At 60.6% G+C, this 13,252-nt stretch carries 12 protein-coding genes; 6 read left to right on the top strand and 6 right to left on the bottom strand.

Going from position 1 to position 13,252, the window contains the following annotated elements:
- Positions 1–336 precede the first annotated feature (336 nt).
- From MOP87_RS02935 to MOP87_RS02945, 3 genes are read left to right on the top strand one after another with little or no spacing between them, the layout of a single operon-like run.
- Positions 337–1,773: a cytochrome ubiquinol oxidase subunit I gene (locus MOP87_RS02935; RefSeq protein WP_242810108.1), complete on the top strand. Its 1,437-nt coding sequence runs from the start codon at positions 337–339 to the stop codon at positions 1,771–1,773.
- Positions 1,774–1,776: 3 nt separating this feature from the next.
- Complete coding sequence (gene cydB, locus MOP87_RS02940; RefSeq protein ID WP_023534420.1) at positions 1,777–2,784, top strand: cytochrome d ubiquinol oxidase subunit II; 1,008 nt, start codon at positions 1,777–1,779, stop codon at positions 2,782–2,784.
- A gap of 11 nt (positions 2,785–2,795) precedes the next feature.
- The gene (locus MOP87_RS02945) at positions 2,796–2,948 is read left to right on the top strand and encodes a DUF2474 domain-containing protein (protein ID WP_033695023.1); all 153 of its coding nucleotides are present in this window, start codon (positions 2,796–2,798) and stop codon (positions 2,946–2,948) included.
- Between the two features lie 75 nt (positions 2,949–3,023).
- Here MOP87_RS02945 and MOP87_RS02950 read toward each other — a convergent pair whose 3' ends face one another.
- Both MOP87_RS02950 and MOP87_RS02955 read right to left on the bottom strand, forming a co-directional pair.
- Positions 3,024–4,148: a methyltransferase gene (locus tag MOP87_RS02950; protein WP_197874395.1), complete on the bottom strand. Its 1,125-nt coding sequence runs from the start codon at positions 4,146–4,148 to the stop codon at positions 3,024–3,026.
- Between the two features lie 97 nt (positions 4,149–4,245).
- Positions 4,246–4,953, bottom strand: coding sequence for an autoinducer binding domain-containing protein (locus tag MOP87_RS02955; RefSeq protein WP_197874401.1), 708 nt, complete (start codon positions 4,951–4,953; stop codon positions 4,246–4,248).
- Between the two features lie 205 nt (positions 4,954–5,158).
- On the opposite strand from MOP87_RS02955, the gene MOP87_RS02960 reads away from it, so the two are divergent.
- The gene (locus MOP87_RS02960) at positions 5,159–5,935 is read left to right on the top strand and encodes a ferredoxin--NADP reductase (protein ID WP_197874394.1); all 777 of its coding nucleotides are present in this window, start codon (positions 5,159–5,161) and stop codon (positions 5,933–5,935) included.
- A 78-nt stretch (positions 5,936–6,013) separates the two neighbouring features.
- On the opposite strand, the gene mscL is transcribed toward MOP87_RS02960, so the two are convergent.
- Positions 6,014–6,424 carry a large-conductance mechanosensitive channel protein MscL gene (gene mscL, locus MOP87_RS02965; RefSeq protein WP_197874393.1) on the bottom strand — a complete coding sequence of 137 codons (411 nt, stop codon included), beginning with the start codon at positions 6,422–6,424 and terminating at the stop codon, positions 6,014–6,016.
- A gap of 179 nt (positions 6,425–6,603) precedes the next feature.
- Between mscL and radA the strand changes: the two genes are divergently transcribed.
- Positions 6,604–7,974, top strand: coding sequence for a DNA repair protein RadA (radA, locus tag MOP87_RS02970; protein WP_023534442.1), 1,371 nt, complete (start codon positions 6,604–6,606; stop codon positions 7,972–7,974).
- A gap of 62 nt (positions 7,975–8,036) precedes the next feature.
- Here the strand turns inward: radA and MOP87_RS02975 are convergent, their stop codons facing one another.
- From MOP87_RS02975 to MOP87_RS02985, 3 genes are all read right to left on the bottom strand, one after another.
- Positions 8,037–9,554, bottom strand: coding sequence for a nucleobase:cation symporter-2 family protein (locus MOP87_RS02975; RefSeq protein ID WP_027914393.1), 1,518 nt, complete (start codon positions 9,552–9,554; stop codon positions 8,037–8,039).
- 262 nt (positions 9,555–9,816) lie between these two features.
- Positions 9,817–10,182 carry a PilZ domain-containing protein gene (locus MOP87_RS02980; protein ID WP_242810109.1) on the bottom strand — a complete coding sequence of 122 codons (366 nt, stop codon included), beginning with the start codon at positions 10,180–10,182 and terminating at the stop codon, positions 9,817–9,819.
- 67 nt (positions 10,183–10,249) lie between these two features.
- Positions 10,250–10,873, bottom strand: coding sequence for a lytic polysaccharide monooxygenase auxiliary activity family 9 protein (locus MOP87_RS02985; RefSeq protein ID WP_242810110.1), 624 nt, complete (start codon positions 10,871–10,873; stop codon positions 10,250–10,252).
- Positions 10,874–11,179: 306 nt separating this feature from the next.
- Here MOP87_RS02985 and MOP87_RS02990 point away from each other — a divergent pair, with 306 nt between their 5' ends.
- A complete protein-coding gene (locus MOP87_RS02990; RefSeq protein WP_023534399.1) occupies positions 11,180–13,246 on the top strand; it encodes a carbon starvation CstA family protein in 2,067 nt (688 codons plus the stop codon).
- The last annotated feature ends 6 nt before the right edge of the window (positions 13,247–13,252 follow it).

Consider the following 13,252-nt stretch of genomic DNA (forward strand, 5'->3'; position numbering starts at 1 on the left):
TGCAGGGGAAGCTCCGCAGCCTATCATCTGCATGTAACAAATAGTTGCTGTTTACCGTGTCCGACACCGTTTCGGTGCCGCTGAACAGGGGGTGGGGCAACCGGTCACGCGGCAAACAACCACACCTCGCACCGGGCTATTCGGGGCTATGCTTGATTCATATCGTTGACCTGGATCAATCGTTGCGTTTGCAACGATCCCCAACGATTTCGGCCTTTGGCCGCAATCCCTGCACATCGAACAGAACAATTCCAACACGCCGTACTCGACTATGTGGGGGCAGTGGGCGACAGGGCCGAGTGCCCGACCGCCGGATTATCTGATGAGGTAGCACCTATGTTCGGTCTGGAGGCACTGGATCTTGCCCGGATCCAGTTCGCGTTTACCGTGTCCTTCCATATCCTGTTCCCTGCCATCACTATCGGCCTGGCCAGTTACCTGGCGGTGCTCGAAGGGTTGTGGCTCAAGACAGACAGGCAGGTCTATCGGGACCTGTACCACTTCTGGTCGAAAATCTTCGCAGTCAACTTCGGCATGGGCGTGGTCTCGGGCCTGGTCATGGCCTATCAGTTCGGCACCAACTGGAGCCGTTTTTCCGAGTTCGCAGGTTCGGTCACCGGGCCCCTGTTGACCTACGAGGTGCTGACCGCCTTCTTCCTCGAGGCAGGTTTCCTGGGGGTGATGCTCTTTGGCTGGAACCGCGTAGGCCGTGGCCTGCATTTCTTCGCCACCTGCATGGTGGCGCTCGGAACGCTGATTTCCACTTTCTGGATTCTGGCCTCGAACAGCTGGATGCATACCCCGCAAGGTCACGAAATCATCGATGGTCGCGTGATTCCGGTCGACTGGTTGGCGGTCATCTTCAACCCTTCGTTCCCGTTCCGCCTGATGCACATGGCCACGGCGGCATTCGTCGCCACCGCCTTCTTCGTGGGGGCATCGGCTGCCTGGCACCTGCTGCGTGGACGCGACAACCCCTCGGTGCGCAAGATGCTTTCCATGGCCATGTGGATGGCGCTGATCGTCGCGCCCATCCAGGCAGTGATCGGCGACTTCCACGGGCTCAATACCCTCAAGCATCAACCGGCGAAAATCGCTGCCATCGAAGGGCATTGGGAGAACCCTCCTGGCGAGCCTACCCCGTTGATCCTCTTTGGCATCCCGGACATGCAAGCTGAAACGACACGGTTCAAGATCGAGATCCCAGTGCTCGGGAGCCTCATTCTCACCCACAGCCTGGACAAGCAGGTGCCGGCATTGAAGGAGTTCCCGCCTGAAGACCGGCCCAACTCCACCATCATCTTCTGGTCCTTCCGCATCATGGTGGCGCTGGGCATGTTGATGATCGCCGCTGGCGTGTGGAGCCTTGTATTGCGCAAAGGCGGCAAGCTGTACACCTCGCGGCCGTTCCTGCATTTCGTGACCTGGATGGGGCCTTCAGGATTGCTGGCAATCCTCGCCGGCTGGTTCACCACCGAAATCGGCCGCCAGCCCTGGGTGGTCTACGGGCTGATGCGCACGGCCGACGGCGTCTCCAACCACAGCTATGCCCAACTGGGGTTCACCCTGGTGGCGTTCGTGGTGGTGTACTTCGCCCTGTTCGGCACAGGGTTCGCCTACATGATGCGCCTGGTGCGCAAGGGCCCGCATACCGGTGAAGGCGATCAGCAGCGTCCGGGCGGTCCTGGCCGCAAACGCACGCCGGCGCGGCCATTGTCCGCCGCCGACGAAGGCAGCGATGCCACCACTGCAGACCTGAGCAAGGGGAACTGAGCCATGGGTATCGATCTTCCACTGATCTGGGCCGGCATCATCATCTTCGGCGTCATGATGTACGTGGTGATGGACGGCTTCGACCTGGGCATTGGCATGCTCTTCCCCTTCGTCAAACACGAGCGCGACCGCGACGTGATGATGAACACGGTCGCACCAGTCTGGGACGGCAACGAGACCTGGCTCGTGCTGGGTGGCGCGGGGCTGTTCGGCGCGTTCCCGATGGCGTATGCCGTCGTGCTCGAGGCGCTCTATCTGCCACTGATTCTGATGCTGATCGGTCTGATCTTCCGGGGCGTGGCCTTCGAGTTCCGCTTCAAGGCCACCGACGCTGGTCGCCATCTGTGGGACAAGGCGTTCATCTGGGGCTCTCTGGTGGCAACGTTCTTCCAGGGCGTGGCGCTGGGCGCCTTCATCGAAGGCTTCAAGGTCGTGGATCGGCATTACGCCGGTGGCTCGCTGGACTGGCTGACACCCTTCAGCCTGTTCTGCGGCTTGGGGCTGATCGTGGCCTACGCGCTGTTAGGGTGTACCTGGCTGATCATGAAGACCGAGGGGCCGCTTCAGGAACAGATGCACAAGCTTGGACGGCCGTTGGCGCTTGTGCTGCTGGCTGTAATGGGTGTGGTCAGCCTGTGGACGCCAATCGCCTATCCGCAGATTGCCGATCGCTGGTTCAGCATGCCCAACCTGGTGTGGTTCATGCCGGTGCCGATCCTGGTGCTGTTGACCTTCTACAACCTGTTCAAGGCAGTAGCCCGTAGCGCGAACTACACGCCGTTTTTGCTGACGCTGGGGCTGATCTTCCTGGGTTACAGCGGCTTGGGCATCAGCCTGTGGCCCAATATCATCCCGCCATCGATCTCGATCTGGGAGGCTGCCGCGCCGCCGCAAAGCCAGGGCTTCATGTTGGTGGGAACGCTGTTCATTCTTCCGCTGATCCTGGGTTACACCTTCTGGAGCTACTACGTGTTCCGCGGCAAGGTCACCCATGACCAGGGCTATCACTAGGAGGCTGCACCATGACCCATGAGCAGGACGTGGCAGGCAAGAAACCGCTGTGGCAGCGCCTGGGCTGGTTGGTGTTGATCTGGGCGTTGAGTGTGGCCGCGCTGGGTGTGGCGGCCTGGTTGATGCGCCTGTTCATGAGCGCAGCCGGGTTGACTACCCACTGAGCCCTGGCATCGACAGGTAGCGCGCTGTACGCGTCTGCTGACCCTGACGCCGTGCGGTGCGCTACCTGTGGACAGTTACTTGCGTGCCTTGAGCACCACGAACTTGGGCGTTGCCGCCACCTGCTCCACGCCTCGGAACAGGCGGGCAAGCTTGCTGTGATAGCCCAGGTGGCGGTTGCCCACGATATACAAGGCGCCACCGACCACCAGCGCCTCGCGGGCCTGCTGGAACATGCGCCAGGCCAGCACATCACCCACCACTTGCTGCTGGTGGAAGGGCGGGTTGCACAGCACTACGTCCAGTGACTGTTTTTCGATGCCGGCCAAGCCGTCTGCGGCCAGAAAATCGGCTGGCCGATCGCCCAGCGCACGCTGCCAGTTTTCCCGTGCCGACTGTACGGCCATGTAAGACTCGTCCACCAGGGTGTACTGGGCGTCTGGATTTTTCAGGGCGCTGGCAATGGCCAGCACGCCGTTGCCGCAACCCAGGTCTGCGACCCGGGCATTGCCCAGGTTGTCCGGCAAATGCGGAAGAAACGCCCGCGTACCAATGTCCAGGCCTTCACGGCAGAAGACATTGGCATGGTTGAGCAGTTCCAGCGGTGGCGATTCCAGGCGATAGCGGCTGGGGTAGGGCGAGGTGAAGGCGGGACGCGCCTCCACCGTGGCGGTCAGCAGCCGGGCTTTTTTACGTGCCAGCGAGGCTTGCATAGGCCCGACATACTTCTCCAGCAGGTCGCCGGCGGCATGGGGAAGGTGCTTGATCATGGCCCCGGCGATCACCAGCGCTTCTGGGGCCAGGTGCCCTTGCAGCCGAATGAGTTGCTCTTCGAGCAAGGCAAGCGTCTTGGGCACTCTGATCACTACCCGATCAAAGGGGCCTTGCCAGGTGTGGCAGGCAGGCACGAACGAAACGCTGTCCGTAGGCAGGCCGTTACGTGCCAGGTTCTTGCCTAGCGCGAGTTGGGCAAGGTAGGAGTCACCGCTGCTGGTCACCTGCATGTGCCCGGCAAGGCTCACCGCCAGCGCCCCGAAACTGTCGTTGAGCACCAGCACACGGCTGCCGCCTGGCAATGCCTGGGCATGCAATTGTTCAAGCAGGTACTCATCGGCGGCGTCAAAGGCCTGCAAGGGGTCGTTGGCCTGGTCTGGCTGGCGGATCAGATCGAGTTCGGCGAAGGGCGTGGTCAACAGGGGCATGGCAATCTGGCTCGGGTACAAAGCTGCCCGCAACCGTTCGCTGCAGGCCTGGTCGAGCGATTCTACAGGGCTTTGGCTGGGCTCGCAGGCCCTGGCGTCAGATCCAGCCGCGCAACGCGGCAATGGCGACGGCGCCTGCCTTGTTGGCGGCATTGGTCTTGGTGATCACGCTGCGAATATGAAAGTTCACCGTACTCTGCGACAGGGACAGGATGCAGGCGACATCGGCAGCCGTCTTGCCGGCCGCAGACCACTTCAGCACTTCCAGTTCCCGTTCGCTCATCTTGGGTTGGGATGGGCACAGTGCATCGAGGTGATGGGCGCTCAGCACCGCATGTACGGTATGGCACAACCACTGGATGGCACCGGCTTTTTCGAACAGCTCGGCGGTCTCGACCTTGCGTAGCGGCCGGGACACACTCATTTGGCTTTCGTTGTGCTGCAGATCATGCAAGGACTGGGTCCAGCCATGACGCAGGCCATGCTCGCAGGCCGCTTCGCGAAAATGCGGTGCCTCGCGGTAGACCTCGTCGCTCCATACCACAGGATTGGTCGAGTTGTGGCTGAGCGCAGCCGCGGCGTCCTGCTTGTAGAACTCTTCGTGCTGGTAGCGTTCGATCCAGACCTTGGGATAATTGCTGTACAAGTAATGGCGAGGTGTCTGGGTGGCGATCTGGATGCGAAGCTTGAGGCCCAAAAATTCGAAATCCATGTCCTGAGCGAGATGCACCGCGATGTCGAACAGCTTCCGAGGACTACGCTCGCTCACCAGGGCGTGCAGGTGCTCGGGGTTCCAGTGAAACATGGCAATCTCCAAGGGCGACGCGGCCCAGTCCATATGGGTACGTGACCAGTGTAGATAGATCCAGATAACTGTGTTCATCTTTTTCGCTATAACTGTGCTGTATTTCTGATTACCTTTGTACAGCTTTCGAAGCCGCAAAAACCCAGTGGTTTTTATCCCGGGCGCTTTGCGCGACACTGTAGGGACCCAAGACATGGAGCCCGACATGACCGCCAGCGACGAAAAATTCACCCGCCAGACCTTGCTCGATGTTCAGCCGCTCACGCCGAACCTCTTCAGCCTGCGGGTTACCCGGGATGCGGGTTTTCGCTTTCGCTCCGGTCAATTTGCACGCCTGGGCGTGGCCAAGGCGGATGGCAGTGTGGTTTGGCGCGCCTATTCCATGGTCAGCGCACCCCACGATGAATACCTGGATTTCTTTTCAATCGTAGTGCCGGGCGGTGAGTTCACCAGTGAGCTTAGCCGACTGGGTGAGGGCGATACGCTATTGGTGGAGCGTCAGGCCTTCGGCTTTCTCACCCTTGACCGCTTTGTCGACGGACGCGACCTGTGGTTGCTGGCCACGGGTACAGGCATTGCGCCTTTCATGTCGATTCTGCAGGACTTCGAAGCCTGGGAACGCTTCGACAACATCAAACTGGTGTATTCGGTGCGAGAGGCCAGGGAGTTGGCCTATCTGAATGAAATCGCTGGCTTGGAACAGCGTGAGTACCTGGCCGAGCATGCCGGCAAGTTGCAGTTCATCCCGGTCGTGACGCGTGAGCGACATCCAGGCGCCCTGAATCAGCGCATCACCACATTGATCGAAAACGGCGAGCTGGAAAAAGCCGCGGGGCTTGAGCTGTCACCCGAGCACTCGCGAATCATGCTGTGCGGCAACCCTGAGATGGTCGATGAAACGCGCAAGGTGCTCAAGGCCCGCCATCTGCAGTTGAGCCTTAGCAAACGGCCGGGCCAGGTGGCCGTCGAGACGTACTGGTAGCCGACGTGCCGCTACAGGCTACAGGGGTGAAGCGGTGCATGGAGCTTCGCCGCTTCCTGCAGCCTGTAACGGTGAGATTCAGGGCCGGTTCTGAGCCTTGAGCAGGTCGCGGATCTCGGTGAGCAGGCTCTGCTCGGGCGACGGCGCAGGCGGCACGCTTGGCGCCACGGCCTCTTCGCGCTTGAGCCGATTGATGGCTTTGACGCCCATGAAGATCGCAAAGGCGATGATCACGAAATCGATCACGGTCTGGATGAACTTGCCATAGGCCAGCACCACGGCCGGGACGTCGCCTTGCGCCGCCTTCAAGGTGATGGCCAGGTCGCTGAAGTCAACGCCGCCGATCAGCAGGCCCAGTGGTGGCATGACCACGTCGCCGACGAAGGACGAGACGATCTTGCCGAAGGCCGCGCCGATGATGATACCTACCGCCATGTCGACGACATTGCCTTTGACCGCGAAGGCCTTGAACTCACTGATCATGCCCATGTTTCGATTCCTTTGTAACAAATGGTGAGGTAAACGCAGTGTAAGCCACTTAAACGCTTCATGCGCTGCATTCAGGGGTAGTGACTTCTGTCGCACCGAATAGTTTTGTCGCATCCCAGGGCATTCGGGACACGGTCAGGCTCGGGTATCATGCAGGTTTTGCCCGGAGGCACTCACCCATGGCCAAGGCCAAGCGCTTGTATGGCTGCACCGAGTGCGGCGCGACTTTTCCGAAATGGGCTGGCCAGTGTGGCGAGTGTGGCGCCTGGAACACGCTGGTCGAAACCATGATCGAGAGCGGCGGCGCCGCAGCCCCCAGCACGGGCCGCGCCGGCTGGACGGGGCAGCAGGCGCAGATCAAGACCCTGGCTGAGGTCAGCGTCGAGGAGATACCGCGCTTCACCACCAGCAGCACCGAGCTCGACCGTGTGCTGGGCGGTGGCCTGGTCGATGGCTCCGTGGTCTTGATCGGTGGCGACCCTGGGATCGGCAAATCGACGATTCTGCTGCAGACCCTGTGCAATATCGCCGTCGGCATGCCGGCGTTGTACGTCACTGGCGAGGAATCCCAGCAGCAGGTGGCTATGCGCTCCCGGCGTCTGGGCCTTCCCCAGGACCAGCTCAAGGTCATGACCGAAACCTGCATCGAAACCATCATCGCCACCGCCCGTCAGGAAAAGCCACGGGTAATGGTGATCGACTCCATCCAGACCATTTTCACCGAACAGTTGCAATCCGCCCCGGGCGGGGTGGCGCAGGTGCGTGAAAGTACGGCGCTGCTGGTGCGTTATGCCAAGCAAAGTGGCACAGCGATCTTCCTGGTGGGCCACGTGACCAAGGAGGGCTCGCTGGCAGGCCCGCGGGTGCTGGAGCACATGGTCGATACCGTGTTGTATTTCGAGGGCGAATCCGACGGTCGCCTGCGGCTGCTGCGAGCGGTGAAGAACCGCTTCGGCGCGGTAAACGAGCTGGGCGTGTTCGGCATGACCGACCGGGGTTTGAAAGAGGTCTCCAACCCCTCGGCGATCTTTCTCAATCGCACCCAGGAAGAAGTCCCTGGCAGCGTCGTGATGGCCACTTGGGAAGGTACCCGGCCGATGCTGGTCGAGGTCCAGGCCCTGGTCGATGACAGCCACCTGGCCAACCCGCGCCGCGTCACCCTGGGCCTGGATCAGAACCGTCTGGCCATGCTGCTGGCCGTTCTGCACCGGCACGGGGGCATCCCGACCCACGATCAGGATGTGTTCCTGAACGTGGTGGGCGGTGTGAAAGTGTTGGAAACGGCTTCGGACCTGGCGTTACTCGCTGCGGTCATGTCCAGCCTGCGCAATCGGCCGCTGGCCCATGGCCTGCTGGTGTTCGGGGAAATCGGCCTGTCGGGTGAGGTGCGGCCTGTACCCAGTGGCCAGGAGCGGCTCAAGGAGGCTGCCAAGCACGGCTTCAAGCGTGCCATCGTGCCCAAGGGCAATGCACCCAAGGAGGCGCCTGCAGGGTTGCAGGTCATCGCTGTGACGCGCCTTGAGCAAGCGCTGGATGCCTTGTTCGAATAGTTCACAGACGAAAAAAAGGGCCGACGATGCGCATCGGCCCGGTACAACACCCACGTGATAGGTCAGTGCTCGGCGACTGCTGCGCGCTTGACCGGCTCACTGCCATGCTCGTCCTGGCCCCTCATCGGCACCTCGTGGCCTTCGGCATCGAACAGCCTGCCATCCTTGAAATAGTCACCGTCGCGCAGTGCGGAGATATCCGAATAGCGAATGGTGCGTTCGTAGCCGGCAGCGAACACCGACTGCTGGTCCGAATTGCCTGCCGTGAAATGGTTGAAGATCAGGTTCAGCAGGATGGCCATGATCGCCGCCGAACTGATGCCTGAGTGGAAGATGGTTTCGAACCAGGTGGGGAACTGGTGATAGAAGGCCGGTGCGGCGATCGGAATCATGCCAAAGCCCAGGGAAGCGGCAACGATGATCAGGTTGACATTGTTCTGGTAGCTGACCTTGGACAAGGTGCGGATGCCGCTGGCTGCCACCGTGCCGAACAACACGATGCCCGCGCCGCCCAGCACGGGGGTAGGCACTGCGGCGATGATGCGCCCCATGATTGGCAGCAAGCCCAGTACCACCAGGATCAGACCGCCGGTGGCCACCACGTAGCGGCTGCGCACGCCAGTAACCGCCACCAGGCCGACGTTTTGGGCGAAAGCACTTTGCGTGAACGAGCCGAACACCGGTGCCAGGATGCTTGAGGCCATGTCGGCGCGCAGGCCATTGCCCAGGCGCTTGGAGTCGACCTTGGTACCGATGATCTCACCCACGGCCAGGATGTCGGCCGAGGTTTCGACCAGCGTCACCATGATGACGATGCACATCGACAGGATGGCCGCGATGTGGAACTCCGGCATGCCGAAGTGAAAGGGCGTGGGGAAGGCGAAAACAGGGCCTTCGGTAACCTTGCTGAAGTCGGTCATGCCCAGTGCCCAGGCGATCAGCGTACCGACCACCATCGCCAGCAGGATGGACAACCGGGATATGGTCGCGCTACCCAGTTTGCTCAGCAGCAGCACGATGGCAAAGGTAAGCGCCGCCAAGCCGATGTTGGCCATGCTGCCGAAATCAGGTGAGGCGCTGTTGCCACCCATTACCCAACGCGCGGCTACCGGCATCAGCGTCAGGCCGATGGTGGTGATCACGATGCCGGTTACCAGCGGTGGGAAGAACTTGGTGATGCGCGAGAATACCGGGGTGATCAGCAGCCCTATCAGCGAGGCGGCCATTACCGCGCCGAGCACCCCCGGCAGCCCGCCCCCACTTTCACTGCTGAGAATGGCGCCCATGGTGGCGACGCCGGCAAACGACACCCCCTGTACCAAAGGGAGCTGGCAGCCGAAAAATGGCAGACCCAGGGTCTGAAGCAAGGTCGCCAAGCCACCTGCAAACAGCGAAGCGGCGATAAGCATGCCGATTTCTGCGCCATTGAGGCCTGCGGCCTGCCCCAGAATCAAGGGTACGGCGACAATTCCCCCATACATGGTCAACACATGCTGCAGGCCATAGGCCAGGTTGGCACCCAGGCCGAGGTTTTCGTCCTCTGGTCGCTGGGCGGGAGACGTGCTTGTGGACGTAGTCATGGCGCAGGCTCTCTGTTTATTGTTGTGGAGCTACTGTAGTCACTTATTGCCTACAGGTACTACACAAATTGTATACAATATTTTGATCCAAGCGCCGCAGGGTAAAGCCTCAGGGCGTATGCATCCTTGTTGCAGGAGGCATACCAACCCGAAGCGCTTATGAGAAAAGGGTGTATACAACGATGCCTGCACTAGGCAGGAAGCTGTCTAGATGGACAGGAAAGGACTAACGGTCAAGAAGATAGCCAGCTAATAGATCCTGTTATTCGATCAGTTCGCGCAGCTCACGCATCATTTCGGTGCTGTCGGCAATGTTCAGTTCCACAAGACGGTGCAGGTGGCTCATGGAGTCGATGTCGATGTACAGGCACACGAAGCCCAGCCGCGTGGGTTCTTCATGGCGCAGTTCGACCTGCATTTTCACCCAGGTATCGGCGTCGAGCTGAATAACGGCCTCGTAGTTCTGGGTAGGGTCCGGGGTCCAGTGGGTTGGGCGCTCGACCAACAGGCCTTTGAGGGAGAGGTCGATGAGTCTGGCAGGCCAGCACTGTTCGCCTTGGCGAAGTTCGGCAGGTGCGTCGAAATCGATGCGTTGGAAGCGGCGGCGTTCGGAAGGTGGCGGGGTCATGGCGAGTCCTCATCTGATGTTCAGACTATAGACCAGCCATGATCGCGTCATTGTTTGCCATGCAAGGCTACTTGATGAAGTCCAGGTCCACTACCTGATAAAAAGCTTTATCGGTTTCGGCAATCTCCCAGACACCAAGCAGCACATGGTAGCCTTCGCGCTCCGGCAATTGCAGGTTATGAACCGTTGGGTTGCTAGGCCACATCTCTCGTTCGCTGTAGCCCCAGTAAGGTTGATGCGAGTTCAGGAAAGTAGCAAATGGTGTGGCTTCGAAGGCGTCGCGTGCCAAAGGTTTATTGGAATCCCAGCCCGCTTTGGTGATGAAGTAATTGAACCGGCGATATTTATGCTGTGCGCTGAACGTCCATTTAAATTCCAGGGTAGAGCCGCTCTTGACCTGGTGCTTATCCCAATGTTGGCCGGGGGTATCCAGATAAGCTGCTCCAGGCCTCTCCGCGCTTGCAATCTTGCCATCGGCAGGTGGCGCGATATTGCGCACGTCATCCTTCGCATCCGGGTCCTGAAGCCCTCCCTGGGTAGCGGGGAAGAATTTACCGCCCTCTATGCCGTACTGCAGGTTGCCCTCGATCTTGCCGGTCTTCTCTGCAATGAAGGCCCGCGATTCAGGCGTTGAAATACCGCCATGAGCGGGGGTGATTGGTTGACTGCCAGGTTGGTTTTTTTGTGTCATGACGAAGTCCTCATAGTGTGCTGACAAGTTGTGCAAGGCCCTGGACAAGTTTTCGTATCTCCCGGACCTGGGGTTCACAATGGCTGCACGACCATTGAAAGGCGGCAGCCGACTCCCTCACAACTGTCAGGAATGCCAGTTGCCAAATTCAGCCGTGCGCTGAAGGGCGCTGGCAACCGAGGATGAACCCCGCACTAGAGCGGGTTCTGGCCAGCGGCATCTGGTGTAATTGGAGATGGTAAAGCCGGCAGGCAGGCCCTAGACTCAAAGGGCCATCAATTCCAACCTCTCAGCTGGAAGCCAACTATGAACAATAACAACAGCCTGCTACGCCACCTCCCGTGGCTGGTGCTGGCAGTCCTGGGAGCCTGCGCGCTGGGTGTCGTCGCCCTGCGCCGTGGCGAAGCGATCAATGCCTTGTGGATCGTGGTCGCGGCAGTGGCCATTTACCTGGTCGCCTACCGCTATTACAGCCTGTTCATCGCCACCAAGGTGATGCAACTCGATCCGCGCCGCGCCACCCCTGCGGTGCTCAACAATGACGGTCTGGACTATGTTCCAACCAACAAGCACATCCTCTTCGGCCACCACTTCGCGGCCATCGCCGGCGCAGGTCCCTTGGTCGGGCCAGTACTGGCGGCGCAGATGGGCTACCTGCCCGGCACCCTGTGGCTGATTGCCGGTGTGGTACTGGCCGGTGCCGTCCAGGACTTCATGGTCCTGTTCCTGTCCACCCGCCGCAACGGCCGTTCACTGGGCGACATGGTGCGTGAAGAGATGGGCCGCATACCGGGCACCATCGCCCTGTTCGGCTGTTTCCTGATCATGATCATCATCCTCGCGGTGCTGGCGCTGATCGTGGTCAAGGCCTTGGCCGAGAGCCCCTGGGGCATGTTCACGGTGATGGCGACCATCCCGATCGCCATGTTCATGGGCGTCTACATGCGCTATATCCGCCCCGGCCGCATCGGTGAGATTTCCATCATCGGCGTAGTGCTGCTGCTTGCTTCCATCTGGCTGGGCGGCCAGATTGCTGCGGATCCGGTCTGGGGCCCAGCTTTCACCTTTACCGGTGTACAGATCACCTGGATGCTGGTGGGCTACGGCTTCGTCGCCGCCGTGCTGCCGGTCTGGCTGGTGTTGGCCCCGCGTGACTACCTGTCGACCTTCCTCAAGATCGGCACCATCGTGGGCCTTGCCATCGGCATCCTGATCATCGCCCCTGAGCTCAAGATGCCAGCGTTGACCCAGTTCACCGATGGCACCGGCCCGGTCTGGAAGGGCACGCTGTTCCCGTTCCTGTTCATCACCATCGCTTGTGGCGCGGTATCGGGGTTCCATGCCCTGATCTCGTCGGGCACCACGCCCAAGCTGCTGGATAACGAAACCAACGCCCGCTACATCGGCTACGGTGGCATGCTGATGGAATCGTTCGTGGCGATCATGGCCATGGTCGCGGCTTCGGTGATCGAGCCGGGCGTGTATTTCGCCATGAACAGCCCGGCTGCCGTGGTAGGTGCAGACACGGTTTCGGTGGCGCAGACGGTCAGCAGCTGGGGCTTCTTGATTACGCCTGAGCAGCTTGAGGCGGTTGCCCGTGACATTGGCGAGCACACCATTCTGGCCCGCGCCGGCGGTGCGCCGACATTGGCCGTGGGTATCGCGCAGATTCTTCACCAAGTGTTGCCAGGCGAGAACACCATGGCGTTCTGGTACCACTTCGCCATTTTGTTCGAGGCCTTGTTCATCCTCACCGCCGTGGACGCCGGTACCCGTGCCGGGCGCTTCATGTTGCAGGATTTGCTGGGCAGTTTCGTGCCGGCGCTCAAGCGCACCGAGTCGTGGGGCGCGAACCTGCTGGCTACTGCCGGTTGCGTGGCCATGTGGGGCTACTTGCTCTATCAAGGCGTGATCGACCCACTCGGGGGTATCAACACCCTGTGGCCGCTGTTCGGCATTTCCAACCAGATGCTGGCCGGTATCGCATTGATGCTGGGCACCGTGGTGCTGATCAAGATGAAGCGCCAGCGCTACATCTGGGTCACCCTGCTGCCAGCCACCTGGTTGCTGATCTGCACCACGGCGGCCGGCCTGATCAAGCTGTTCGATCCCAACCCAGCCGTGGGTTTCCTGGCCTTGGCCAAGAAATACAGCACCGCGCTGGACGCTGGGCAGGTACTGGCACCGGCCAAGGACATCGGGCAGATGCAGCACGTGATCTACAACGCTTATACCAACGCCGGGCTGACCATCCTGTTCCTGCTGGTGGTGTTCAGCATTCTGTTCTTCGCGATCAAGGTGGGTTACGCCGCCTGGGGTCGCAAAGAGCGGACCGACAAGGAAACCCCGTTCCAGGCACTGCCTGACGCTTGAGAGGAC

The sequence above is a fragment of the Pseudomonas sp. I3-I5 genome, from assembly GCF_022699445.1.
GTDB lineage: Bacteria > Pseudomonadota > Gammaproteobacteria > Pseudomonadales > Pseudomonadaceae > Aquipseudomonas > Aquipseudomonas fulva.